This window comes from Streptomyces mirabilis (assembly GCF_039503195.1).
GTDB classification, from domain to species: domain Bacteria; phylum Actinomycetota; class Actinomycetes; order Streptomycetales; family Streptomycetaceae; genus Streptomyces; species Streptomyces mirabilis_D.
In genome coordinates this window covers 2,928,122-2,953,682 of sequence record NZ_JBCJKP010000001.1, presented here as the reverse complement: position 1 = coordinate 2,953,682, position 25,561 = coordinate 2,928,122, and the positions used below count along the sequence as shown (strand labels likewise).

The window sequence follows — 25,561 nt, the reverse complement described above, 5'->3', positions numbered from 1 at the left end:
GCCGTTACGACTGCCGGAGGCGCAGTGGATGTTTCCGTGACCCTTTGGGTCCTCACGATCGTGGGCCTCGCCGCCCTCATCGCGGTCGACTTCTTCATCGGTCGCAAGCCGCACGACGTATCGATCAAGGAAGCCGGAATCTGGACGATCGTCTGGATCGCTCTGGCCGCACTGTTCGGCCTGGGACTGCTCGTGTTCTCCGGCGGCCAGCCCGCCGGCGAGTTCTTCGCGGGCTTCATCACCGAGAAGTCGCTGAGCGTCGACAACCTCTTCGTCTTCGTCCTGATCATGGCGAAGTTCGCCGTGCCGACGCAGTACCAGCAGCGGGTACTTCTCGTCGGCGTCCTCATTGCGCTCGTCCTGCGCACGATCTTCATCGCCGCGGGCGCCGCGATCATCTCCAACTTCGCCTGGGTCTTCTACATATTCGGCGCGTTCCTCATCTACACGGCCTGGAAGCTGATCCAGGAGGCGCGGGCCGACGAGCCGGAGGAGGAGTTCGAGGAGAACAAGCTGCTCAAGGTCGCCGAGAAGCGCTTCGGTGTCGCCGACCGGTATCACGGCACGAAGCTGTGGATCCAGCAGAACGGCAAGCGCGTCATGACGCCGATGCTGGTCGTGATGCTCGCGATCGGCACCACGGACGTACTCTTCGCGCTCGACTCGATCCCCGCGATCTTCGGCCTGACCCAGGACCCCTACATCGTCTTCACGGCCAACGCGTTCGCGCTGATGGGTCTGCGCCAGCTGTACTTCCTCATCGGCGGCCTGCTCAGAAGGCTGGTCCACCTCAGCTACGGCCTGTCCGTCATCCTCGGCTTCATCGGCGTCAAGCTGGTGCTGCACGCACTGCACGAGTCCGGCGTCCACGTTCCCGAGATCTCCATCCCGGTCTCGCTCGGGGTGATCTGCGCGGTCCTGGTCGTCACGACGGTCACCAGCCTGATCGCCTCCAAGAAACAGGCGGCGCTGGAAGCGTCCGAAGGTGCTTCGCAGACCCCGACGTCTGACCCGACGTCTGAGAAGTCCCCGACGAACAGCATCGACGTCTGATCACGTCGGAGGCGGCAACAGCCGCCTCGCGGCGGGGGGCGCGGCCCGCAGGGCCGCGCACCCCGCCGGCTGTTCGCTCGGGCGACCATCGGAATGCGGGGCCCGTCCGCGCCTGCGACGATCGCTGCATGATCGTTCGGCTCCGGTCACTCCTGACGCAGTGGACGGCCGTCGTGCCCGTGGTAGCGGTGGTCCTGCTGGCCTTCACCTGGGGGCGCGACCTGCCCGGCGCGATCGTCGCACTGGTGACCCTGGTCCTGGCGGGGGCGGTGCTGGCCGCGGTCCACCACGCCGAGGTGATCGCGCACCGGGTCGGCGAACCCTTCGGATCCCTCGTCCTGGCCATCGCCGTCACGATCATCGAAGTGGCGCTCATCGTCACCCTGATGGCGGACGGCGGCCCGAAGAGCTCGACGCTCGCCCGTGACACGGTGTTCGCGGCCGTGATGATCACGTGCAACGGCATCGTGGGACTGTGTCTGCTCGTCGCCTCCCTGCGTCACGGGCTCGCCGTCTTCAACGCAGAGGGCACCGGCGCCGCCCTGGCGACCGTCGCGACGCTGGCCACGCTCAGCCTGGTCTTCCCGACCTTCACCACCAGCAAGCCGGGCCCGGAGTTCTCCACGACCCAGCTCACCTTCGCCGCGCTCGCCTCACTCGTCCTGTACGGCCTGTTCGTGACGACCCAGACCGTGCGGCACCGCGACTACTTCCTCCCGATCACCCGTCTGGGCGAGGTGATCGACGTGGACGAGCACGCGAACGCCCCGTCCGCCCGTGCCGCCGGGATCAGCCTGGGCCTGCTCACCCTGGCCCTCGTCGGAGTGGTCGGCCTCGCCAAGGGCGTGTCGCCCACCATCGAGTCCGGCGTCGAGGCGGCCGGTATGCCACAGTCCGTGGTCGGTGTGATCATCGCGCTGCTCGTGCTGCTCCCGGAGACCATCGCCGCGGTCCGGTCGGCCCGCCGCGACCGGGTACAGACCAGCCTGAACCTCGCCCTCGGCTCCGCGATGGCCAGCATCGGTCTGACGATTCCCGCGGTCGCCCTGGCGTCCGTCTGGCTCTCCGGGCCGCTCGTACTCGGCCTCAGTTCCACCCATATGGTGCTGCTCGCGCTCACGGTGGTCGTGAGTTCCCTGACGGTCGTCCCCGGACGCGCGACCCCCCTCCAGGGAGGCGTCCATCTGGTGGTGTTCGCGGCGTACTTGGAGCTGGCGGTCACGCCGTAACCGACGCTCGGCCGGTCGAGCCGACGCTCACTCCGTGGCCGGTGCGACGGCCATCCGGGGCACCGGCCGGGTCTCCGGCAGCAGGGCGAAACACCCGAGGCTGAACAGGGCGATCCCCGTCAGATACGCCGCCACACCCCAGGGCACCCGCTCTCCCTCGGCCACCGCCGTCGCCACGATGGGCGTGAGCGCGCCGCCCAGGACCCCGCCCAGGTTGTAGCCCACCGCCGCCCCCGTGCAGCGCACGCGAGGCTCGTACAACTCCGGCAGGTACGCGGCGATCACGGCGAACATCGTGATGAACGCGAGCAGCGCCACCAGGAAGCCCAGGAACATCAACAGGGGTTCGCCGGTCGACAGCAGCGCGATCATCGGGAACATCCACAGTGCCGAGGCCGTACATCCCGCCAGACACAGCGGCCGCCGTCCGTAGCGGTCGCCGAGAAGGGCCACCATGGGCGTGAGGGAGCCCTGGACCACCACGGCCGCCATGACGCAGGACAGCATGACGGTACGGCTCACCCCGAGCCGCTCGACGCCGTACGCGAGCGACCAGGTCGTCACCGCGTAGAACACGGCGTAGCCCGCGGCGAGTCCACCGGCCGTCAGCAGGACGAGCCGCCAGTGGTCGCGCACCACCTCGGCGAGCGGCACACGCGCGTGGTCCTCCATTTCGAGGAAGCTGGGACTCTCCGCGAGCGAACTGCGCAGCCACAGCCCCGCGGCGGCGAGCAGGCCGGCCGCCCAGAACGGCACCCGCCACCCCCATGCCGCGAACTGCGCGTCGGACAGCGTTGTCGACAGCATCAGCATCACGCCATTGGCCAGCACGAACCCCACGGAGGGGCCGATCTGCGGAAAGCTCGACCACAGCGCGCGCCGCTCGGCGGGCGCGTGCTCCGCGGTCAGCAGCACCGCACCGCCCCACTCCCCGCCGAGCCCGAGCCCCTGAAGGAAACGCAGCACAAGAAGGAGCACGGGAGCGGCCGTACCGATCGAGTCGTACGTCGGCACGCACCCGACCGCGACGGTCGCGGCGCCGGTCAGCAACAGCGAGGCGACGAGCACCGGCCGCCGTCCGCGCCGGTCTCCGATGTGCCCGAACAGCATCGAGCCGAGCGGGCGGGCGACGAACCCGACGCCGAACGTCGCGAAGGCCGCCAGCGTTCCCGCCAGCGGTGAGAAGGTCGGGAAGAACAACGGTCCCAGGACCAGGGCGGCCGCGGTCCCGTAGACGAAGAAGTCGTAGAACTCGATGGCCGTTCCGGCGAGCGAGGCTGCCGCGAGCCGGAGCATGGAGGGCGCCCTTACGGTGTGTACGTCATGCATGCCGCGTCAACTACCCACGGTGACGGACGGTTACGGGGGCGCGCGGGAGCATGGTGCGCGTCGGAGGTTGATCGCGATGCGCCGGAGCGGACCGGCCTCGTCTTGCTCGGAGCGGGTCTCGTCACGGAACAGCGGGTGATCACGGAACGGCGGGTGTCACCACGGAAAGGCGGGTCTCATCACGGATCGGACGGCCCGTCACCGCCGCGCCGTGGCGTGATAGACCGGGTCCGAGCAGCGGTCCGCAACGGGCCGGCAGAACTGGAAGGACCGGAGGAACCGTGCCCCGCACCCTCGCCAACGCCCCGATCATGATTCTCAACGGGCCCAATCTGAACCTTCTCGGGCAGCGTCAGCCGGAGATCTACGGCTCGGACACGCTCGCGGACGTGGCGGCCCTGTGTGCCAAGGCGGCCGCCGCGCACGGCGGCACGGTGGACTTCCGTCAGTCCAACCACGAGGGGGAGCTGGTGGACTGGATCCACGAGGCGCGCTTGAACCACGCCGGGATCGTGATCAACCCGGCCGCGTACTCGCACACCTCCGTCGCGATCCTGGACGCGCTCAACGCCTGTGACGGCCTCCCTGTGGTGGAGGTCCACATCTCCAACATCCACCAGCGTGAGGCGTTCCGGCACCACTCGTACGTCTCGCAGCGGGCCGACGGGGTCATCGCGGGGTGCGGAGTGCAGGGGTACGCGTTCGCGGTGGAACGGGTGGCGGCGCTGGCGGGGACGGGGCAGGCGCGAGCCTGACTCAGAGCCGCCCCGCCTCCACGATCCGGCGCAGGAACCGCTGGGTGCGCTCCCGCTGCGGGCTCTCGAAGAGCTCCTCGGCCGTGCCGCGTTCGAGGACCACACCGCCGTCCAGGAAGCACACCTGGTCGGCGACGTCGCGGGCGAAGCCCATCTCGTGGGTGGCCAGCACCATGGTCATACCCTCGTCCTTCAGGTCCCGGACGACGGACAGGACCTCCCCCACGAGCTCCGGGTCGAGGGCGGCGGTGATCTCGTCGAGGAGCAGCAGTCGGGGGCGTACGGCCAACGCGCGGACGATTGCGGCCCGTTGCTGCTGGCCGCCGCTGAGCCGGTCGGGATACTCGCCCGCCTTCGCGCCGAGGCCGAGCCGGTCGAGCAGCTCACGCGCGTGTGCCTCGGCCTCCGCGCGGCCCACGCCGTGCACGCGGCGCGGGGCGAGCGTGATGTTCTCCAGCACGGTCATGTGCGGGAAGAGGTTGTACGCCTGGAAGACCACGCCGATCCGACGGCGTACGGCGTCGTGGTCGGCCCTCGGGTCGGTGATCTCCTCGTCGTCCAGCCAGATCGCGCCGTCGTCGATCTCCTCGAGGAGGTTCGCGCAGCGCAGCAGGGTCGACTTGCCGGAGCCGGAGGCGCCGATCAGGGCGGTCACCGTGTGCGGGGCGACCTCCAGGTCGACGTCGCGCAGGACGACGGAGTCGCCGAAGGTCTTGCGGACGGATTCCATCCGCAGCACCGGTGTGCCGGTCATATGGTCCCTCCCTGGGCCCGCTGACGGTCCATCCGGGCCGTGATCCAGTCCGTGAAGCGGGTCATCGGAATGGTCAGCGCGACGAAGACCAGTCCCGCGACGATGTACGGCGTGTAGTTGAGGCTGCGGCCCACGATGATGTCGGCGGCCCGCACCGCGTCGACCGCGCCGCCGATCGACACGAGCCCGGTGTCCTTCTGGAGGGACACCAGGTCGTTGAGGAGCGGCGGCACCTGGCGGCGTACCGCCTGGGGGAGGACGACGTAGCGCAGGGCCTGCCGGTTGGTGAGCCCGAGCGAGCGGGCCGCGGCGCGCTGCGAGGGGTGGACGGACTCGATGCCGGCGCGGAACACCTCGGCGACGTACGCCGAGTACGTCAGCGTCAGCGCCGTGCCGCCCAGGAGGACCGGGTCCACGGTGACGCCCTGCAGCCGCAGCGCGGGGACGCCCAGGACCACGATCATCAGGTTGATGATGAGCGGGAGGCCGCGGAAGAAGTCCGTGTACGCGGCGGCCAGCGCCCGTACGGGGAAGAACACCGGGCCGCGCAGGGTGCGGGCGATGGCGATCAGCATGCCCAGGACGAGGACAGCGGCGCCGCATATCAGGAGCAGCCGTACGTTCAGCCACAGCCCTTCCAGGACCTTGGGGAACGCCTCGCGCGCGTACTGCCCGTTGAAGAACGTCTCCTTGGTGCGCGACCAGCCGGGCGCGTTGACGACGACGAGGTACAGCACGACGCCGGTGACCAGGGTGGAGAGCGCGGCGATGGCCGTCGCGCGGCGGGCGCGGGCGCGCTGGTGGCGCTCCCGTTCGATCCGCCGCTGCGACGGGACGTACGCCTCGGGCATGTCGCCCTCGCCGGAGTCCGCTCCCGGCTCTCCCGGCTCTTCTTCCGGCTCCTCCTGCGACCCCTCCTTGGTGACGGTCACTTGAGCACCGGAGCGTCGACGGCCTCGGACAGCCACTGCTTCTCGATCGAGGCGAGCGTGCCGTCCTGGCGCAGGGCGTCCACGGCCTTCGTCACGCACGGGGTCAGGGCGCTGCCCTTGTCGAGGACGAGTCCGAACTGTTCGGGCGTGCCGCCGGTGTTCTCGAACTGTCCGACGATCTTGGCGTCGGTCACTTCGGCCGCCGTGATGTAGAACGCGGTCGGCAGGTCGACCACGATGGCGTCGACCTGGCCGTTCTTCAGCGCGGACTTGGCCTGGTCGTTCTTCGCGTACGCGGCCGGCTGCTGGGCCGGCTTCACCACGTCGTCGATGTAGTTCAGGCTGGTGGTCCCGACCTGGGCGCCCAGCTTGACGCCCTTGAGGTCCGCGATGCTCTTCGCCTTCGCGGCCCTGGAGCCCTTGAGGGCGATGACGGCCTGGCGGACGTCGTAGTAGCCGGAGGAGAAGTCCACCGCCTTCTTGCGCTCGGCGCTGATCGACACCTGGTTGATGTCGAAGTCGAAGGTCTTCACGCCGGGAGCGAAGGCCTTGTTGAAGGGGACGGTCTGCCAGACGACGTCGCTCTTGTCGTAGCCGAGCTGCTTGGCCACGGCGTACGCGACCGCGGACTCGAAGCCCTTGCCGTTCGCGGGCCTGTCGTCCTTGAACCACGGCTCGTACGCGGGCTCGTCGGTCGCGACGGTCAGCTTGCCGGACGTCCGGGTGCCCAACGCGCCCTTCGCGCAGGCTTCCCCGGTTGTCCCGGAGGCCTTGGCGGAGGCTTTGTCCTCCGGCTGCGGGGCACAGCCCACGGCGACGGCGAGCAGGGCGACGGTGGCGGCGGACGCGGCGCGGCGCAGGGTGCGTTGGGCGAGATGCATGGCGGGAGAGTGACAGCGAGACATGCCGTTTGTCGAGGTCACAGCGGCAAAAGTCCGCATAGTGGGAACGTGTGTTGCGGCCCTGTGAACGCTCGATGAGAAGAGCCGCGGATCGGCCTGCCGACGGCTGTGCCGGGGCCGCCGGCCGAGGGCGGGGATCAATGGGCCGGCGGCCCGTTTCGCATCAGGAGCCGTCGACCTGAGCGGGGCTGCTTCCAGTGGACTGCACCACCGCACCCGCCGGGAGCGCGCGCAGGACACCGGCGCGTGCGCTCCAATCACACGGGGCGCGTGTTCGCGGACTTCACGCCCCCCCGGCCGGGGTTCGTCGGACGACCCGGACCGGCCGGGGTTCGTTCGTCATACGCGCCCCGGAGTCACCAACCGCGCGCGTGCCACTCCGGAAGGTGCGGCCGCTCGGCGCCCAGCGTCGTGTCGTTGCCGTGCCCCGGGTAGACCCAGGTCTCGTCCGGCAACGCGTCGAAGATCTTCGTCTCGACGTCGTGGATGAGGCTGGCGAACGCCTTCGGGTCCTTGCGGGTGTTGCCCACACCGCCGGGGAAGAGACAGTCCCCGGTGAACACGTGCGGGTGCCCGTGCGGGTCGTCGTAGACGAGGGCGATCGAGCCCGGTGTGTGCCCCACGAGGTGGCGCGCGGTGAGTTCCACGCGCCCCACCCGGATCGTGTCGCCGTCGCCCACGAGGACGTCGGTCGGCACGGGGATGCCCTCGGCGTCGTCCCGGCCCGCGTACGTGCGGGCGCCGGTGGCCGCCACGACCTCCGCGAGCGCCTGCCAGTGGTCGCCGTGCCGATGTGTGGTGACGACGGACGCGATGCCGTCGTCACCGATCAGCGTGAGCAGGGTGCCGGCGTCGTTGGCCGCGTCGATCAGCAGCTGCTCGTCGGTGGCCCGGCAGCGCAGCAGATAGGCGTTGTTGTCCATCGGGCCGACCGCGACCTTGGAGATCATCAGGTTCTGCAGCTCGTGCACATCGGCAGGTCCGCCGACCTTCACCGCTCCGCTGTACGTCATGACGGCAGCCTATAGCGGGGGGAGCGCGGGGAGCGGCCCGCCATCGACGCTCAGCCCCGAACCGTCGCGCCGTCCGCAGAGCCAGCCGAGCAGCGCCGGTGCGGGACCGGTCACGGTGACCTCGGGTCCGCCCTCGGCATCGCGTCCCGTGCTCCACACGCGCGTGGCGTCGGTGATCCGGGTGGAGGGCACCTCGGGGTGCCCCGTGAACCGATCGGCGAGGAACGCGATCTCCCGTTCCACGAACTCCTCCGGGAGATCTTCGAGCTCGTACCCGATCCCCAGGTCCACGTGATGCAGCTCGACCTCGGCCCAGCGCCGGAACGGCACCCGGGTCGCGGAGTCCGTGACCCCGTTGCGCAGCTCCACCGTGCGCGACCAGTCCGCGGGCGCCGCGCCCGCGGACTGGAACCGGGCCGCGCTCTCCCGCAGGTCCGCGAGCTGTCCGTCCAGGGGGCGCGGCGCGTCCCGCTCGATGTCGGCGTCCCGGGCTTCCCCGGAGACGTACATGGGGAGCCCGTCGAGGACGTTCACGAGCGCGTCCGCGTTACGGGAGAGGTGGGCAAGGACATGGCCGCGGCTCCAGCCGGGCAGCCGTGACGGCTCGGCCACGGAAGCGTTGTCCAGTTCGGCGGCTGCGCTGAGCAGCCGTTCGGTCGCGTCACGTACAGACGCCAGGTCGCGCACATGATCCATCATGCGGCCGACCCTAGCCCCGGCACACGTTCGGGTGAAGGTGGTCGGCCACGCCCGCAAATCGAATGCACGTGCTATACCCTCGGATGCGGCGTCGGGCATGCTGGATGGCCCGGGATTGTTGTGAACCAGGGAAAGCAACCGGCGCTGTCAGTGGCTCCCCCTAGTCTGGGAAAGACGGGGGCCTCGGCCCCTGTCACTACTCTCAAGAAAGGTGCGGACCGGCGTGGCCGACCGTCTCATCGTCCGTGGAGCGCGCGAGCACAATCTGAAGAATGTCTCGCTCGACCTCCCGCGCGACTCGCTCATCGTCTTCACGGGCCTGTCGGGGTCGGGCAAGTCCTCGCTGGCCTTCGACACGATCTTCGCCGAGGGACAGCGGCGTTACGTGGAGTCACTGTCCTCGTACGCCCGGCAGTTCCTCGGTCAGATGGACAAGCCGGACGTCGACTTCATCGAAGGCCTCTCCCCGGCGGTCTCCATCGACCAGAAGTCGACCTCGCGCAACCCGCGCTCGACGGTCGGCACCATCACCGAGGTCTACGACTACCTGCGTCTGCTCTTCGCGCGCATCGGCAAGCCGCACTGTCCCGAGTGCCGCCGCCCCATCACGCGCCAGTCGCCGCAGGCCATCGTCGACAGGGTTCTGGAGCTGCCCGAGGGAAGCCGTTTCCAGGTCCTTTCGCCGCTGGTGCGCGAGCGCAAGGGCGAGTTCGTCGACCTCTTCGCCGATCTCCAGACCAAGGGGTACAGCCGGGCCAGGGTCGACGGTCAGACGATCCAGCTCACCGAGCCGCCCACGCTGAAGAAGCAGGAGAAGCACACCATCGAGGTGGTCGTCGACCGCCTCACGGTGAAGGACTCCGCCAAGCGCCGTCTCACCGACTCCGTGGAGACCGCCCTCGGGCTCTCCGGCGGCATGGTCGTGCTCGACTTCGTCGACCTCCCCGAGGACGACCCCGAGCGCGAGCGCATGTACTCGGAGCACCTGTACTGCCCGTACGACGACCTGTCGTTCGAGGAGCTGGAGCCCCGCTCCTTCTCCTTCAACTCGCCCTTCGGCGCCTGCCCCGAGTGCACCGGTATCGGTACGCGCATGGAGGTCGACCCCGAGCTGATCGTCCCGGACGAGGACAAGTCCCTCGACGAGGGCGCCATCCACCCCTGGTCGCACGGGCACACCAAGGACTACTTCGGACGCCTCGTCGGAGCCCTCGCCGACGCGTTGGGATTCCGGACCGACATCCCCTTCGCCGGTCTTCCGCAGCGCGCCAAGAAGGCCCTGCTCTACGGCCACAAGACGCAGATCGAGGTGCGCTACCGCAACCGGTACGGGCGCGAGCGTGTCTACACCACCCCCTTCGAAGGGGCCGTCCCCTTCATCAAGCGGCGGCACAGCGAGTCCGAGAGCGACGCCAGCCGCGAGCGCTTCGAGGGCTATATGCGCGAGGTGCCCTGCCCCACCTGTGAGGGCACCCGCCTCAAGCCGCTCATCCTCGCCGTCACCGTCATGGAGAAGTCGATCGCGGAGGTCTCCGCGATGTCGATCAGCGACTGCGCGGACTTCCTGGGCAAGCTGAAGCTCGACGCGCGCGACAAGAAGATCGCCGAGCGCGTCCTGAAGGAGGTCAACGAACGGCTGCGCTTCCTGGTCGACGTCGGCCTCGACTACCTGTCGCTCAACCGCGCGGCCGGCACCCTCTCCGGCGGCGAGGCCCAGCGCATCCGCCTGGCCACCCAGATCGGCTCCGGCCTCGTCGGCGTCCTGTACGTCCTCGACGAGCCGTCCATCGGCCTGCACCAGCGCGACAACCACCGGCTGATCGAGACCCTGGTCCGGCTGCGCGACATGGGCAACACGCTCATCGTCGTCGAGCACGACGAGGACACCATCAAGGTCGCCGACTGGGTCGTCGACATCGGCCCCGGCGCGGGTGAGCACGGCGGCAAGGTCGTGCACAGCGGCCCCTTGAAGGAACTGCTCGCCAACGCCGAGTCGATGACCGGCCAGTACCTGTCGGGCAAGAGGGAGATCCCGCTTCCGGACATCCGCCGCCCCGCCGACCCGGGCCGCAGGCTCACCGTGCACGGCGCCCGTGAGAACAACCTCCAGGACATCGACGTGTCCTTCCCACTGGGCGTGCTCACGGCGGTCACGGGTGTCTCGGGTTCCGGCAAGTCGACGCTGGTCAACGACATCCTGTACACGCACCTGGCGCGCGAGCTCAACGGCGCTCGGAACGTTCCCGGGCGGCACACGCGTGTGGACGGCGACGACCTCGTCGACAAGGTCGTGCACGTCGACCAGTCGCCCATCGGCCGCACCCCGCGGTCGAACCCGGCCACGTACACCGGAGTCTTCGACCACGTCCGCAAGCTGTTCGCCGAGACGACCGAGGCGAAGGTGCGGGGCTACATGCCCGGCCGCTTCTCCTTCAACGTCAAGGGCGGCCGCTGCGAGAACTGCTCGGGCGACGGCACGATCAAGATCGAGATGAACTTCCTTCCGGACGTGTACGTCCCCTGCGAGGTCTGCCACGGGGCGCGCTACAACCGGGAGACCCTGGAGGTCCACTACAAGGGCAAGTCCATCTCCGAGGTTCTCGACATGCCGATCGAGGAGGCCCTCGGCTTCTTCGAGGCCGTCCCCGCGATCGCCCGGCACCTGCGCACGCTCAACGACGTCGGTCTCGGCTACGTCCGGCTCGGCCAGTCCGCGCCGACGCTGTCCGGCGGCGAGGCCCAGCGCGTCAAGCTCGCCAGCGAGCTGCAGAAGCGTTCCACGGGCCGCACGGTGTACGTGCTGGACGAGCCGACCACCGGTCTGCACTTCGAGGACATCAGCAAGCTGATCACGGTGCTCTCGGGTCTGGTCGACAAGGGCAACACGGTCATCGTCATCGAGCACAACCTCGACGTCATCAAGACCGCCGACTGGGTCCTCGACATGGGCCCGGAGGGCGGCAACGGCGGTGGTCTCGTGGTGGCCGAGGGCACGCCCGAGCAGGTCGCCGGGGTTCCGGCCAGCCACACCGGCAAGTTCCTGCGCGACGTCCTGGGCGCGGACCGGATCAGCGACGCCGCCTCCGTACCGGCTCCCCGCAAGGCGGCCGCCAAGAAGGCGGTCGCGGCCAAGTCGACGGCCAGGAAGACGACGACGAAGGCCGTGAACAACACGGCCACGAAGAAGGCCGCCGCGGCCACCAGCACGACGGCCACGAAGAAGGCGACCCCCGCGAAGAAGACCACGCGGGCACGCAAGGCCTGATCCGGCCGGACGGGCCAGGCCCGACACATCAGGAACAACACGGTGCCTCATGGGAACTCTCCCCCTGGGGCACCGCCCGTTGCACGGTCAGCCGCCCTTGGAGCACATCGGTCTCAGTGGGTCCAGCTGTCCGGCTCAGTGGGTCCAGCTGTCTCAGGGGGCGTCGAGTTCCGCGGCGAACGGCGGTTCCGCGCCCGCTCGTGAGCAGGTGATCGCCGCCGCGCAGGCCGCGAACCGCAGCAGCTCGCTCCAGCCGTCGGGGCCCAGCTCGGCCAGCGCCGCCGGGGACAGCGCGTCCCGTGCGGCCAGGCCGTGGAGCAGGGCCGCGTTCACCGTGTCTCCGGCGCCGATGGTGTCCACGACCTCGACCGGCTCACCGGGCACGGTGTGGACGGAGCCGTCCTGGGTGAACACCGTCAGGCCGTCGCCGCCCTGGGTGATCACGACGGCCGCGGGACCGGACGCCAGCCACTCGCGCGGGGTGCCTCCCAGCCACAGCGCGTCCTCCTCGGAGAGCTTGAGGAGCGACACCGACGGCAGCCAGCTCTTGAAGCGGGCCCGATAGGCGTCCGCGTCGGGGATGAGCACGGCCCGGATGTTCGGGTCGAGCGTGGTGAACACGCCGCGCGCGGCGGCGGCCCGCATCAGCTCCTCGTAGGCGCTCGCGCCCGGCTCCAGGACCAGCGAGCAGGTCCCGAAGGACACCGCCCGGGTGGCGTCAGGGAGCCGCTCCGGCGCGGCGAACAGGCGGTCGGCCGTGCCCTCGACGTAGAAGGAGTACGCCGCCGAGCCGTCCACGTCGATGGAGGCGACCGCGAGGGTCGTCGGCTCCGTCCCGCGCTGCACCGAGGACACGTCGACGCCCGCCTCGCGCAGCCCGCCGAGGAGCGCGTCGCCGAAGGCGTCGTACGAGACCCGGGAGCAGAAGGCGGTGGGGGAGCCGAGGCGGCCCAGCGCCACCGCCGTGTTGTAGGGGCCGCCGCCGCGTGCGGGCCGCAGGCCCGCGAGCGCGCCCGCGCCCTGCGGTACCAGGTCGATCAGGGCCTCACCGGCGACGACGATCACGACAGGGATCCTTTCGCGGGACTCTTCTGACTCAGGTCGGTGGGGGAGGCCCCCGATGTCCTGGGGGGCTCGGCGCAGCCGCACGAGGTGCGGTGGACGAAGGCGCAGGGGAGCCGCACGGTGCGGGCCGGGTGGTCCGGCGAGGCGAGCCGTTCCAGGAGCAGCCGGACGGCCTGCGCGCCGATCTCCTTGCTGGGCTGGGAGATCGCGGTCAGCCGGGGCGCGAACAGATCAGCCCAGGCGAAGTCGTCGAAGCAGCACAGCGCCAGGTCGTCCGGCACGGACAGACCGCGTTCGCGCAGGGCGCACAGGGCCCCGATGGTCATCGCGTTGTTTCCGGTGACCAGCGCGGTCGGGGGCGCCGCCAGGGACAGCAGCGCGTCGGTGGCACGTTCGGCGGCCGTCGCCTCGGAGTCGCCGTGCGCCACGAGCCGTTCGTCGTAGGGGAGCCCGGCGCCCGCGAGGCCGTGTCGGTAGCCGGAGATCCGCTCGTTCGTGGTGCTGAGTCCGGGCAGGCCCGCGACGAGCCCGATGCGCCGGTGACCCCGTTCGGCGAGATGCCCGACCAGTCGTGCCATCGGCTCGGCGTTCTCGGCGCAGACCTGGTCGAAGCGGAAGGGGTGGTCGGCCGGGGCCTCCACCAGGCGATCCAGGAAGACGGTCGGCACGTTGTGCTGCCCGAGGTAGCGCAGAAGCGCGTCCGGAACGGCGGAGGGCGCGACGATCAGACCGTCGACGCGTCTCTCGTGCAGCAGCTGGACGACTTTCCGCTCGTGCTGGGGATCGTCGTGCGGATCGGCGAGGAGCAGCCCGTACCCGTGCTCCAGGGCGCCCGCCTCGACGCCCTGAAGGATCTCCGTGAAGTACGGGTTGCTGATCGCCGACACCGCGAGGCCGATGGACCGGGTGCGTGCGGTGACCAGGGAACGGGCCAGGGTGTTGGGCGTGTAGCCGAGCGCGTCGATGGCGTCCAGGACGGCCTGGCGGGTGTGGGGCAGCACGGGGCGCGTGTCGTTGAGCACGTGGGAGACGGTCGCCACGGACACTCCCGCGTGCGCCGCCACATCGACCATCGTTGCCATCGCCCTGCCTCGCCTCTCCCCGGGCGACCCACTGGGCCCTTCCCGAACTCTCGGCCTGTTCCGGCGGGAACCTATCGCATCCGGCGGTGGACGTAAACGCTTGCGCAAACGTTTACGTCCCGTCGCCCGCCCCCATGTGGACCCCCTCGGGGCGGAATCATCCCTACCGGTATCGTCGACACACGCCCGGCCCCGACCTGTGGAGACGCCATGCCTGCCCGCCGTACCGTCCTGCGAGGAGCGGCGCTCGCCCCAGTCGCCGGGGTAGCCCTCAGTGCCTGCTCCGGGGGCAGCGGGGGCGGGACGCCGGCGGCGCCGACCGCGCCGGTCGAGCTGGGTGCGCAGAGCGAGGTCGCCAAGGGCGCCGCCAAGCTGTACCGGGAAGAGAACGTCGTGGTCAGCCGCGCCGAGAACGGCTCCCTGAAGGCGTTCAGCACGATCTGCACGCACGCCGGGTGCGCCATCAACAAGCTCCAGGGCACGACGCTGATCTGCCCGTGCCACGGCAGCGAGTTCGACGCGGCGACGGGCAAGGTGCTGCAGGCCCCTGCCACCGTGCCGCTGAAGGAGCTGTCCGTGCAGGCCAAGGGCGGCAGGATCGTCGCGGGTCCCTGACCGGGAGTGCGGTGACGTCGCGTCCCCGGTCGGCCGGGGTCACTCCCAGTCCCAGCCGATGCCCACGATGCCCGACCGCACCCGCGGCTCGACCAGATGTACCGAGCGATGACGCCCGCTGAGGGGGAGCTCCTGGCGGCCGCTGCGTGGCGCCGCCGCCGAGTGCTGGGTGAACCGGTGACAGCGCACGGGCAGCGCATCCTCGGCGAACCGCACCTGGAGGGCGTACTGGCCGCCCGCGAAGCCGAACCCGCGTACGTACTCGCTGGACGCGCCGGCTGTGCCGTCCTCGAAGCCGTAGCGGAAGAGGAACGTATCTCCTGCGCGCAGCCGCGTGTCGAAGAGCAGCTCGGCGACCATCACTCCGGTCTCGTGGTGCCAGCGCACCCGTCCCGTGCGGCAGTTCTCCAGGGCTCGGACCGCCGTGCGCTCCGGGGCGCAGCCAGGGTCGCCGTGGTGGACGGCCACATAGCGGTCCACACCGTCCTTGTAGGCCCGCACGATGTGGTGGGACTCGCGCGCGAGCAGCTCCCGGTGCGCGCCTATCCGGACGAGTTCGTGGTGGCCGAGGGTGTGCATGCCGCCGTCGAGCGGTGACTCCAGCTCGGCCAGGAGCCGCTCCAGGACGCCGGAGGCCTCCACCAGGGAGCGGTACGAGCGGCCGGTGGGGCGCTGGGGGTCGCAGCGCTGGTCTGCCTTGGCCAGCAGCCGGATCAGCGACTCGTCCGGGAGCTGGAGGATCTCCTCCAGGGCGCGCACGGCGCGCAGCGACTCGGGGCGCTGCGGGCGCCGGGCGCCCTGCTGCCAGTAACTCAGGCTCGTGACCCCGACTTTGACCCCGTACCGGGACAGATGGTGCTGTACGCGCTGCAGGGGCAGGCCGCGTGCGGCGATCGCGGCGCGCAGTGCGACATGGAAGGGGCCTCCCGCCAAGGCCGTCTCCAGTTCGGCAATGGCGACGTCCGCGTGCTGTGTGCCGTACCGCATGCAGGGGCCTTTCTGTGAATGTTCACAACGGCTGGTCAGACCGTTGGATGTAGGTCGTCGGGGGCGCCCGGCCGGCGCGCGGGGCTTGTTCACACGCGCCTGTCGCCGTCCACGACCCCGAGTTCCCAGGCATTGAAGCGTGTTGACCAAGCCCCGACAACACCTGATACGCAACCTACTCAACCTGCTGTACCGCCCTCTGGCCGATCCGCGATCGCGGTCCCGGCGGCTGAGTCCACAGGCGGGCCGGGAGGCCGTCGCGGTGTCGGCCCTCGCCAGTAGGGTGTGTGACATGGCCGACCCCTCCAGCTACCGCCCCAAGCCGGGACAGATCCCGGACTCTCCCGGGGTGTACAAATTCCGCGACGAGCACCGCCGGGTGATCTACGTCGGAAAGGCGAAAAGCCTGCGCCAGCGCCTGGCCAGCTACTTCCAGGACCTGGCGGGCCTGCACCCCCGCACCCGCACGATGGTCACCACGGCCGCGTCCGTGGAGTGGACGGTGGTGTCCACGGAGGTCGAGGCGCTACAGCTGGAGTACTCCTGGATCAAGGAGTACGACCCCCGGTTCAACGTCAAGTACCGCGACGACAAGAGCTACCCCTACCTCGCGGTGACGATGAACGAGGAGTTTCCGCGTGTGCAGGTGATGCGCGGCCACAAGCGCAAGGGCGTGCGCTATTTCGGTCCGTACGGGCACGCGTGGGCGATCCGCGACACCGTCGACCTGCTGCTGCGCGTCTTCCCGGTCCGCACCTGCTCGGCGGGCGTCTTCAAGAACGCCGCCCGCACCGACCGCCCCTGCCTGCTCGGCTACATCGGCAAGTGCTCCGCCCCCTGCGTCGGGCGGGTCTCCGACGAGGAACACCGTGAGCTGGCGGAGGAGTTCTGCGACTTCATGGCCGGCCGTACGGGGACGTACATCCGCCGCCTCGAGCAGCAGATGACGGACGCGGCCGAGGAGATGGAGTACGAGCGGGCGGCCCGTCTGCGCGACGACATCGAGGCCCTGAAGAAGGCCATGGAGAAGAACGCGGTCGTGCTCGCCGACGCGACCGACGCCGACCTGATGGCCGTCGCCGAGGACGAGCTGGAAGCCGCCGTGCAGATCTTCCACGTGCGCGGCGGCCGGGTGCGCGGCCAGCGCGGCTGGGTCACCGACAAGGTGGAGGCCGTCACCACCGGTGACCTGGTCGAACACGCGCTGCAGCAGCTCTATGGGGAGGAGACGGGCGACTCCGTCCCCAAGGAGGTGCTCGTCCCGGCACTGCCCGACCCCGTGGAGCCCGTCCAGGAGTGGCTGACCGAGCGCCGCGGGTCGAACGTCTCCCTCCGCATCCCGCAGCGCGGTGACAAGAAGGCGCTCATGGAGACCGTGCAGCGCAACGCGCTCCAGGCGCTCGGCCTGCACAAGACCAAGCGCGCCTCCGACCTGACCACCCGCTCGCGCGCCCTGGAGGAGATCGCCGGAGCCCTCGACCTGGACAGTGCCCCGCTCCGGATCGAGTGCTACGACATCTCGCACCTCCAGGGGGACGACGTGGTCGCCTCCATGGTCGTCTTCGAGGACGGGCTGCAGCGCAAGAGCGAGTACCGGCGCTTCCAGATCAAGGGCTTCGAGGGCCAGGACGACGTCCGCTCCATGCACGAGGTGATCACCCGCCGCTTCAGGCGCTATCTCGCCGAGAAGGAGCGCACGGGCGAGTGGACGGACGGCGAGGACGCCTCCAGCGACGGGATCTCCAGCGACGGGGCCTCCGCCGACGGGACCTCCACCGAAAGCGCTCCCCTGGGGAACGCCGCTCTGGAGGGTGACACCACGGGGAACGCCTTCACCGAGGAGGACGGCCGCCCCAAGCGCTTCGCCTACCCTCCGCAGCTCGTCGTGGTCGACGGTGGCCAGCCGCAGGTCGCTGCGGCCAAGAGGGCCCTCGACGAACTGGGCATCGACGACATCGCCGTCTGCGGTCTCGCCAAGCGCCTGGAGGAGGTCTGGCTGCCGCACGAGGACGACCCGGTGGTCCTGCCGCGCACCAGCGAGGGCCTGTACCTGCTCCAGCGGGTCCGTGACGAGGCCCACCGCTTCGCCATCACCTACCAGCGCACCAAGCGGGCCAAGCGTTTCAAGGCGAGCCCCCTGGACGAGGTGCCGGGCCTCGGCGAGACCCGCAAGCAGGCGCTGATCAAGCACTTCGGCTCGGTGAAAAAGCTGCGATCCGCGACCATCGACCAGATCTGCGAGGTCCCCGGCATAGGCCGCAAGACGGCCGAGGCGGTCGCCGTGGCCCTCGCCCAGGCGGCTCCGGCCGCACCCGCCGTGAACACGGCGACTGGAGAGATCATGGAAGACGAGGAAGTCGGGGCGCCCGTGGACACGGGCTCCCCGGAGGAGCCCGTGTCCACGGGCGCCTCACACGAGCGACGGGGGCAGGAGACATGAGCGACAACGAACGACAAGAGATCCCAGCACAGACCGAACAACCGGCCGGACCGCAGACGACCGGGCAGACGGCCGAACCACAGGCCGCCGACGAGACCCAGGGGGGTACGACGATGGAGACGCCCGCGGTGCCCGAAGCCGCCATCCCCGAGCTGGTGATCATCTCCGGGATGTCCGGGGCGGGCCGCTCGACGGCCGCCAAGTGTCTGGAGGACCTCGGCTGGTTCGTCGTCGACAACCTGCCGCCCGCGCTGATCCCCACCATGGTGGAGCTCGGCGCCCGCTCCCAGGGCAACGTGGCGAGGATCGCGGTCGTCGTCGACGTACGAGGCCGCCGCTTCTTCGACAACCTCCGCGAGTCCCTCGCCGACCTGGAGGCGAAGAACGTCACCCGGCGGATCGTCTTCCTGGAGTCCTCCGACGAGGCCCTGGTGCGCCGCTTCGAGTCCGTGCGCCGTCCGCACCCCCTCCAGGGCGACGGCCGCATCGTCGACGGCATCGACGCCGAGCGTGAGCTGCTGCGCGAGCTGCGCGGCGACGCCGACCTGGTCATCGACACCTCCAGCCTGAACGTGCACGAGCTGCGCGCCAAGATGGACGCCCAATTCGCCGGCGAGGAGGAGCCCGAGCTGCGGGCCACCGTCATGTCCTTCGGCTTCAAGTACGGCCTTCCGGTCGACGCCGACCTGGTCGTGGACATGCGCTTCCTGCCCAACCCGCACTGGGTCCCGGAGCTGCGCCCCTTCACCGGCCTGAACGAGGAGGTGTCGGCGTACGTCTTCAACCAGCCCGGCGCCAAGGAGTTCCTCGACCGCTACACCGAGCTGCTCCAGCTCATCGCCGCCGGCTACCGCCGCGAGGGCAAGCGCTATGTGACCATCGCGGTCGGCTGCACCGGCGGCAAGCACCGCTCGGTCGCCACCTCCGAGAAGCTCGCCGCCCGCCTCGCCTCGCAGGGCGTGGAGACCGTGGTCGTCCACCGGGACATGGGGCGCGAGTGACCGGACGTGCCGCACTGCGGCTGAGCAGGCTGCGCCGGGTCGCCTCCGAGGGACGCGGCGACCGGCCCGCCGAGGCGCGCGGCGGGAAGCCGCGCCGTCGGGGTGCCCAGCCCAAGGTCGTCGCCCTCGGCGGCGGCATGGGGCTGTCCGCCTCGCTCGCCGCGCTGCGCCGGATCACCGGCGACCTCACCGCCGTCGTCACCGTGGCCGACGACGGCGGTTCCAGCGGGCGGCTGCGCGACGAGCTGGGCGTGCTGCCGCCCGGCGACCTGCGCAAGGCCCTGGCCGCGCTGTGCGGCGACGACGACTGGGGCCAGACCTGGGCCCGCGTCATCCAGCACCGTTTCCAGTCCCAGGGCGATCTGCACGAGCACGCGGTCGGCAATCTGCTGATCGTCGCCCTGTGGGAACAGCTCGGCGACCATGTCCAGGCCCTGGATCTGGTCGGCAGGCTCCTCGGGGCGCACGGGCGGGTGCTGCCCATGTCCGCCGTACCCCTGGAGCTGCAGGCCCTCGTCAAGGGACACGACCCGGATCGGCCCGAGGACGTGGTCACGGTACGGGGACAGGCGACCGTGGCCCTCACCCCAGGCGAGGTGCAGTCCGTGCAGGTCGTCCCCGCCGACCCGCCCGCCGTCCCCGAGGCCGTGGCGGCGGTCCTCGACGCCGACTGGGTGGTCCTCGGCCCCGGCTCCTGGTTCTCCTCGGTGATTCCGCACCTTCTCGTGCCCGAGCTCCTCGACGCGCTCACCGAGACGAAGGCGCGCCGGGTACTCTCCCTGAACCTCGCCCCGCAGCCCGGAGAAACCGAGGGCTTCTCCCCGCAGCGTCATTTGGAGGTTTTGGGACGACACGCCCCTAAACTCGCCCTGGACGTGGTGCTGGCCGACGAGGCCGCCGTGCCCGATCGCGACTCACTCACCGACGCCGCCCAGCGGTTCGGCGCCGCGGTCGAGCTGGCGCCGGTGGCCCGGACCGACGGATCTCCGCGGCACGACCCGGAGCTGTTGGCCGCCGCGTACGACCGTATTTTTCGGATGCATGGAAGGATCGGCCCATGGCGATGACGGCAGCGGTGAAGGATGAGATTTCCCGGCTCCCCGTCACCCGGACCTGCTGCAGAAAGGCGGAGGTCTCCGCCATTCTGCGGTTCGCCGGCGGCCTCCACCTGGTGAGCGGCCGGATTGTGATCGAGGCGGAGCTGGACACCGCGATGGCGGCGCGCCGGCTGAAGCGGGACATTCTGGAGATCTTCGGCCACAGCTCCGAACTGATCGTGATGGCGCCCGGCGGTCTGCGCCGCGGCTCCCGGTATGTCGTACGCGTCGTGGCGGGCGGCGACCAGCTGGCCCGCCAGACGGGGCTCGTGGACGGCCGTGGGCGCCCGATCCGGGGCCTCCCGCCGCAGGTGGTCTCGGGGGCCACCTGCGACGCCGAGGCGGCCTGGCGCGGGGCGTTCCTGGCGCACGGCTCGCTCACCGAGCCGGGCCGTTCCTCCTCCCTGGAGGTCACCTGCCCGGGTCCGGAGGCCGCGCTCGCGCTCGTCGGCGCCGCCCGTCGGCTCTCGATCGCCGCGAAGGCCCGCGAGGTGCGCGGCGTGGACCGCGTGGTCGTCCGTGACGGAGACGCGATCGGCGCGCTGCTCACCCGTCTCGGAGCGCACGAGTCGGTGCTGGCCTGGGAGGAGCGGCGGATGCGCCGCGAGGTCCGCGCCACGGCCAACCGGCTCGCCAACTTCGACGACGCCAACCTGCGCCGCTCGGCCCGTGCCGCCGTCGCCGCCGGAGCCCGCGTGCAGCGCGCCCTGGAGATCCTCGCGGACGAGGTGCCCGAGCACCTCGCGGCCGCCGGACGGCTGCGCATGGAGCACAAGCAGGCCTCCCTGGAGGAGCTGGGCGCGCTCGCCGACCCGCCGCTGACCAAGGACGCCGTCGCCGGCCGTATCCGTCGGCTGCTGGCGATGGCCGACAAGCGGGCCCAGGATCTCGGCATCCCCGGGACGGAGTCGAACCTCACCGAGGAGATGGCGGACAACCTCGCGGGCTGACCCGTCCGTCGATCGCCGGAAGCCCAACACGCCGGTGCCGATGTCCACTTGGGACGTCGGCACCGGCGTTTGCGTTCCTGTGAGGCACCCTTGACTTGACCATGAAGTGTCATGAGCCTGGCATCTGTTCGCTGCTGTGGCGGACTCACGCAAGGGGGGCTCATGAGACGAAGAGCGAGAGCGATCCTCGCTACCGGCGCGCTCCTGCTGGGCGGTGCGGGCATGGCGCCCATCGCCCAGGCACAGAACGGCGGTTCACCCAAGCCCGACGCGAACGCCGTGAAGGTGTTCCACGCGGAGATCACGAAGCAGCAGATACCCCTGCTGCTCGCGGCCGGGCAGGACGGCCACGAACTCGGCGACACGACGTGGAAGAACGGCAAGAGCGCGGTCGAGGTCTACGTCACCGACCAGCAGGCCAAGAAGCTGGAGAAGCAGGGCGTCGACCTCACCGAGCACACCCTGACGGCCAAGGCCGAGGCGCGGGTGGAGAAGGCGGCCCAGGGCGTGTTCCGCCCGTACAGCGGCAAGGGCAATCTCCAGGAGGAGATCGTCAAGACCGGCGCCGCCCACCCCGATCTCGCCAAGGTCGTCTCCATCGGCAAGACGGTCAACGGCCAGGACATCCTCGCGCTCAAACTGACCAAGGGCGCGAAGAAGTCCAAGGACGGCTCCAAGCCGTCCGTGCTGTACATGTCCAACCAGCACGCACGCGAGTGGATCACGCCCGAGATGACACGGCGTCTGATGCACTACTACTTGGACAACTACTCCACGGACAAACGCATCAAGAAGATCGTCGACTCCACCGAACTGTGGTTCGTCCTGTCGGCCAACCCCGACGGCTACGACTACACGTTCAAGGACGCCGACGCCCGCCAGTGGCGCAAGAACCTCCGGGACGTCAACGGCGACGGGGTCATCTCCACCGGTGACGGCGTCGACCTCAACCGCAACTTCGCCTACAAGTGGGGCTACGACGACGAGGGTTCGTCACCCAACCCCACCAGTGAGACCTACCGCGGCGCGAGCCCCGGCTCCGAGCCCGAGACCAAGGCGCTCGACGCCTTCGAGAAGCGGATCGGCTTCACGTACGGCATCAACTACCACTCCGCCGCCGAACTGCTCCTCTACGGAGTGGGCTGGCAGGTGGCGACGCCCACCCCGGACGACGTGCTCTACAAGGCGCTCGCCGGAACCCCCGAGCACTCCGCGATCCCGGGCTACCACCCCCAGGTCTCCTCGGAGCTCTACACGACCAACGGCGAGGCGGACGGCCACGCGGGCAACGTCAACGGCATGGCGATGTTCACCCCCGAGATGTCGACCTGCCAGACCGCCTCGGACATCGACCCGAACGACGCCTGGAACGCGGCAGACTGCGCCTCGGTCTTCACCTTCCCGGACGACGAGAAGCTGATCGAGCAGGAGTTCGAGAAGAACGTCCCGTTCGCGCTCTCCGTCGCCGAGACCGCGGCCCACCCCGACCAGCCGTCGTCCTCGGTGGGCCTCGACGCGCCCGACTTCACCCCGGCCCCCTTCACGACGTCGTACTCCCGCGGCGCCGACCAGACGGTCTCCGTGGTCGTCCGCAAGTCCGTACGCGACAAGGAGCTCAAGTACCGCGTCAACGGCGGCCGTACGCTGGACATGGCGCTCAAGGCCTGGAAGGGCGGCGAGACCTACGGCGGCAAGGACAACCTCTACTTCGACGAGTACCGCGCCAAGGTGAAGGACGGCGACCCCGGCGACAAGGTCGAGGTGTGGTTCACCGGTGAGACCAGGAGCGGCAAGAAGACCTCCAGCACGCACTTCACGTACACCGTGGCCCAGCGGCCCCGTGCCGACACGCTGGTCGTCGCCGAGGAGGGCGCGACCGCCACGCAGTCCCAGGCCTACGTCGACGCCCTGAAGGCCAACGGCAAGAAGCCCCTCGTGTGGGACGTGGCGACCCTGGGCGCGCCCGACGCGCTCGGCGTGCTCGACCACTTCAAGACGGTCGTCCACTACACCGGCGCCGCCCGGCCGGGCAACGCCACCCAGCTCCAACTGCGCGCCTTCCTCAACGAGGGCGGCAAGCTGATCGAGGCGGGCGAGCAGGCCGGCGGCAACGTCGACCTCGGCGGAGGCACCCTTTCGAACGACTTCAGCCAGTACTACCTGGGCGCCTACTCCCGTACGTCCACTCCGGGGGCCAACGGCTTCGCCGGCGCCGGAAAGCTCAGCGGCTTCACGGGGGCGCTCGGCGACGCGCCCGGCAATCCGCTGAACACGGCGGGCACCTACGGCGTCACCTCGGACTCGCTGGCGCCCGCGCAGTACCCGCAGTTCGCCTCGAGCGCGGGAGCGGGCCAGTTCGCCGGGACCGTCAACCCGTACGGGCCCTACGCGGGCTCGTACATGGCCGCCGCCGTGCACACCGACGACGCCTACAAGCGCCTCACCAGGACCATCGACCTCACCGGTGTCAGCGCCGCCGACAAGCCGACGCTGCGCACCCAACTCCTGTGGGACACCGAGCCCGGCTACGACCACGCGGTGCTCGAGGCCCACACCACGGGGGCCGACGACTGGACGACGCTGCCCGAGGCGGGCGGCGCCACCAGCACCACGGTCCCGGCGGAGTGCGAGGCCGGATTCCTGGTCAGGGAGCATCCCTTCCTCAAGCGGTACCTGACCGTGAGTTCCACCGGCTGCGCCAACACCGGTACCAGCGGGGCGTGGAACAGCTTCACCGGCGCCTCCAGCGGCTGGCAGCAGGTCAACTTCGACCTCAGCGCGTACGCCGGCAAGTCGGTCGAGGTGTCGCTGAGCTACATCACCGACCCGAACACCGGCGGTCACGGCGTCCTCGCGGACAACGCCTCCCTCGTCGTCGGCGGGGCGGCCACCCAGACCGAGGGCTTCGAGACCTCCCTCGGGCCCTGGAGCGCCTCCGGACCGCCTCCGGGCAGCCCCTCGGTGCTCAAGGACTGGGCGCGCTACGGAGAACTGTTCAAGACGTACGGCGGAGTCACGACGGACGACACGGTGCTGCTGGGCTTCGGCCTGGAGCACGTCACCGCGGCGGCCGACCGCGCGGCCCTCATCAAGAAGGCGCTCGGGGCGCTGAACAGCTAACCCTGTGTGACTATCTCGTCAACACCGAGGGTGTTCCGTACCCCTACTGGTGGGTACGGAACACCCTGCCGTGTATGGGGTATCTCGATGTCACCGCAGACGCCTCGGGGAGGTAGGGTCGTAGGCGGTCGGGGACATCCCATACAACTCGCCGGCACTGAGTCGGCGTACCTAACGAGGAGATCGGTTCGTGACGATCCGCGTAGGCATCAACGGCTTTGGCCGCATCGGTCGTAACTACTTCCGCGCGCTGCTGGAGCAGGGTGCTGACATCGAGATCGTGGCTGTCAACGACCTGGGTGACACCGCGACCACCGCTCACCTGCTGAAGTACGACACCATCCTGGGCCGCCTCAAGGCCGAGGTGTCGCACACCGCCGACACGATCACCGTCGACGGCCACACCATCAAGGTGCTCTCCGAGCGCAACCCCGCCGACATCCCGTGGGGCGAGCTGGGCGTCGACATCGTCATCGAGTCGACCGGCATCTTCACCAAGAAGGCCGACGCCGAGAAGCACATCGCCGGCGGCGCCAAGAAGGTCCTGATCTCGGCTCCGGCCAAGGACGAGGACATCACCATCGTGATGGGCGTCAACCAGGACAAGTACGACCCGGCGCATCACCACATCATCTCCAACGCCTCCTGCACCACCAACTGTGTGGCGCCGATGGCCAAGGTGCTCGACGAGAACTTCGGCATCGTCAAGGGCCTGATGACGACGGTCCACGCGTACACGAACGACCAGCGCATCCTGGACTTCCCGCACTCGGACCTGCGTCGCGCCCGCGCCGCCGCCGAGAACATCATCCCGACCACGACCGGTGCCGCCAAGGCCACCGCCCTGGTCCTGCCGCAGCTCAAGGGCAAGCTCGACGGCATCGCGATGCGCGTCCCGGTCCCGACCGGCTCGGCCACCGACCTGGTCGTGACGCTGCAGCGCGAGGTCACCAAGGACGAGGTCAACGCCGCGTTCAAGAAGGCCTCCGACGACGGCGACCTCAAGGGCTACCTGGCCTACACCGAGGACCCGATCGTCTCCTCGGACATCGTCGGCGACCCGGCCTCCTGCACCTTCGACTCCTCCCTGACGATGGTCCAGGAGGGCAACTCGGTGAAGATCCTCGGCTGGTACGACAACGAGTGGGGCTACTCCAACCGCCTCGTCGACCTCACGGTCTTCGTCGGCGGCCAGCTCTAAGTCCCGGAGCAGGCACCTCTGATGTGAGAGCAGGGCTCGGGCAGCGCACAGCCGCGTTGTCCGAGCCCTGCT

Annotated in this window: 20 protein-coding genes; 11 read left to right on the top strand and 9 right to left on the bottom strand. The window is 69.9% G+C overall.

Features of this window, described 5'->3' with window-relative positions:
- Window positions 1-24: 24 nt before the first annotated feature.
- Together AAFF41_RS14045 and AAFF41_RS14040 are read left to right on the top strand one after the other, a co-directional pair.
- Window positions 25-1,053 (top strand): TerC family protein, encoded by a 1,029-nt coding sequence (locus AAFF41_RS14045; protein ID WP_319748238.1) that lies wholly within the window; start codon window positions 25-27, stop codon window positions 1,051-1,053.
- A 128-nt stretch (window positions 1,054-1,181) separates the two neighbouring features.
- Complete coding sequence (locus tag AAFF41_RS14040; protein WP_319748237.1) at window positions 1,182-2,282, top strand: calcium:cation antiporter; 1,101 nt, start codon at window positions 1,182-1,184, stop codon at window positions 2,280-2,282.
- Window positions 2,283-2,309: 27 nt separating this feature from the next.
- Here the strand turns inward: AAFF41_RS14040 and AAFF41_RS14035 are convergent, their stop codons facing one another.
- Window positions 2,310-3,611 carry an MFS transporter gene (locus AAFF41_RS14035; protein WP_343324026.1) on the bottom strand — a complete coding sequence of 434 codons (1,302 nt, stop codon included), beginning with the start codon at window positions 3,609-3,611 and terminating at the stop codon, window positions 2,310-2,312.
- A 281-nt stretch (window positions 3,612-3,892) separates the two neighbouring features.
- On the opposite strand from AAFF41_RS14035, the gene aroQ reads away from it, so the two are divergent.
- Window positions 3,893-4,366, top strand: a complete 474-nt coding sequence (gene aroQ / locus AAFF41_RS14030) for a type II 3-dehydroquinate dehydratase (protein ID WP_343324025.1) — start codon at window positions 3,893-3,895, stop codon at window positions 4,364-4,366.
- A gap of 1 nt (window position 4,367) precedes the next feature.
- Here the strand turns inward: aroQ and AAFF41_RS14025 are convergent, their stop codons facing one another.
- The 5 genes from AAFF41_RS14025 to AAFF41_RS14005 form a co-directional block, all read right to left on the bottom strand.
- On the bottom strand, window positions 4,368-5,120 hold the full coding sequence (locus AAFF41_RS14025) for an amino acid ABC transporter ATP-binding protein (RefSeq protein WP_343324024.1): 753 nt from the start codon (window positions 5,118-5,120) through the stop codon (window positions 4,368-4,370).
- Complete coding sequence (locus AAFF41_RS14020) at window positions 5,117-6,052, bottom strand: amino acid ABC transporter permease (protein ID WP_343324023.1); 936 nt, start codon at window positions 6,050-6,052, stop codon at window positions 5,117-5,119. Before AAFF41_RS14020 ends, AAFF41_RS14025 begins: the two co-directional genes overlap by 4 nt.
- A complete protein-coding gene (locus tag AAFF41_RS14015; protein WP_319748232.1) occupies window positions 6,049-6,933 on the bottom strand; it encodes an ABC transporter substrate-binding protein in 885 nt (294 codons plus the stop codon). The genes AAFF41_RS14020 and AAFF41_RS14015 overlap by 4 nt, the downstream gene beginning before the upstream one ends.
- 377 nt (window positions 6,934-7,310) lie before the next feature.
- Window positions 7,311-7,967: an MBL fold metallo-hydrolase gene (locus AAFF41_RS14010; protein ID WP_319748231.1), complete on the bottom strand. Its 657-nt coding sequence runs from the start codon at window positions 7,965-7,967 to the stop codon at window positions 7,311-7,313.
- A 9-nt stretch (window positions 7,968-7,976) separates the two neighbouring features.
- Complete coding sequence (locus AAFF41_RS14005; protein ID WP_319748230.1) at window positions 7,977-8,666, bottom strand: maleylpyruvate isomerase family mycothiol-dependent enzyme; 690 nt, start codon at window positions 8,664-8,666, stop codon at window positions 7,977-7,979.
- Window positions 8,667-8,889: 223 nt separating this feature from the next.
- Between AAFF41_RS14005 and uvrA the strand changes: the two genes are divergently transcribed.
- Complete coding sequence (gene uvrA / locus AAFF41_RS14000) at window positions 8,890-11,931, top strand: excinuclease ABC subunit UvrA (protein ID WP_319748229.1); 3,042 nt, start codon at window positions 8,890-8,892, stop codon at window positions 11,929-11,931.
- A 153-nt stretch (window positions 11,932-12,084) separates the two neighbouring features.
- Here uvrA and AAFF41_RS13995 read toward each other — a convergent pair whose 3' ends face one another.
- Both AAFF41_RS13995 and AAFF41_RS13990 read right to left on the bottom strand, forming a co-directional pair.
- Window positions 12,085-12,996, bottom strand: coding sequence for a carbohydrate kinase family protein (locus AAFF41_RS13995; protein ID WP_343324022.1), 912 nt, complete (start codon window positions 12,994-12,996; stop codon window positions 12,085-12,087).
- Window positions 12,993-14,078, bottom strand: coding sequence for a LacI family DNA-binding transcriptional regulator (locus AAFF41_RS13990; RefSeq protein ID WP_319748227.1), 1,086 nt, complete (start codon window positions 14,076-14,078; stop codon window positions 12,993-12,995). The genes AAFF41_RS13995 and AAFF41_RS13990 overlap by 4 nt, the downstream gene beginning before the upstream one ends.
- Window positions 14,079-14,288: 210 nt before the next feature.
- On the opposite strand from AAFF41_RS13990, the gene AAFF41_RS13985 reads away from it, so the two are divergent.
- On the top strand, window positions 14,289-14,693 hold the full coding sequence (locus AAFF41_RS13985; protein ID WP_343324021.1) for a Rieske (2Fe-2S) protein: 405 nt from the start codon (window positions 14,289-14,291) through the stop codon (window positions 14,691-14,693).
- Between the two features lie 39 nt (window positions 14,694-14,732).
- Here AAFF41_RS13985 and AAFF41_RS13980 read toward each other — a convergent pair whose 3' ends face one another.
- Window positions 14,733-15,680 (bottom strand): hypothetical protein, encoded by a 948-nt coding sequence (locus tag AAFF41_RS13980; protein ID WP_319748225.1) that lies wholly within the window; start codon window positions 15,678-15,680, stop codon window positions 14,733-14,735.
- A gap of 292 nt (window positions 15,681-15,972) precedes the next feature.
- Between AAFF41_RS13980 and uvrC the strand changes: the two genes are divergently transcribed.
- The 6 genes from uvrC to gap all read left to right on the top strand — a co-directional run bounded on the left by uvrC (window position 15,973) and on the right by gap (window position 25,489).
- Window positions 15,973-18,120: an excinuclease ABC subunit UvrC gene (uvrC, locus tag AAFF41_RS13975; protein ID WP_343324020.1), complete on the top strand. Its 2,148-nt coding sequence runs from the start codon at window positions 15,973-15,975 to the stop codon at window positions 18,118-18,120.
- Window positions 18,117-19,121 carry an RNase adapter RapZ gene (gene rapZ / locus AAFF41_RS13970; protein WP_388411547.1) on the top strand — a complete coding sequence of 335 codons (1,005 nt, stop codon included), beginning with the start codon at window positions 18,117-18,119 and terminating at the stop codon, window positions 19,119-19,121. Before uvrC ends, rapZ begins: the two co-directional genes overlap by 4 nt.
- The gene (locus tag AAFF41_RS13965) at window positions 19,118-20,188 is read left to right on the top strand and encodes a gluconeogenesis factor YvcK family protein (protein WP_319748223.1); all 1,071 of its coding nucleotides are present in this window, start codon (window positions 19,118-19,120) and stop codon (window positions 20,186-20,188) included. Before rapZ ends, AAFF41_RS13965 begins: the two co-directional genes overlap by 4 nt.
- Window positions 20,179-21,168 (top strand): DNA-binding protein WhiA, encoded by a 990-nt coding sequence (whiA, locus tag AAFF41_RS13960; protein ID WP_010987695.1) that lies wholly within the window; start codon window positions 20,179-20,181, stop codon window positions 21,166-21,168. Before AAFF41_RS13965 ends, whiA begins: the two co-directional genes overlap by 10 nt.
- Before the next feature lie 162 nt (window positions 21,169-21,330).
- Window positions 21,331-24,288, top strand: coding sequence for a M14 family metallopeptidase (locus tag AAFF41_RS13955; RefSeq protein ID WP_319748222.1), 2,958 nt, complete (start codon window positions 21,331-21,333; stop codon window positions 24,286-24,288).
- A 190-nt stretch (window positions 24,289-24,478) separates the two neighbouring features.
- Window positions 24,479-25,489, top strand: coding sequence for a type I glyceraldehyde-3-phosphate dehydrogenase (gap, locus tag AAFF41_RS13950; RefSeq protein ID WP_343324019.1), 1,011 nt, complete (start codon window positions 24,479-24,481; stop codon window positions 25,487-25,489).
- Window positions 25,490-25,561 lie beyond the last annotated feature (72 nt).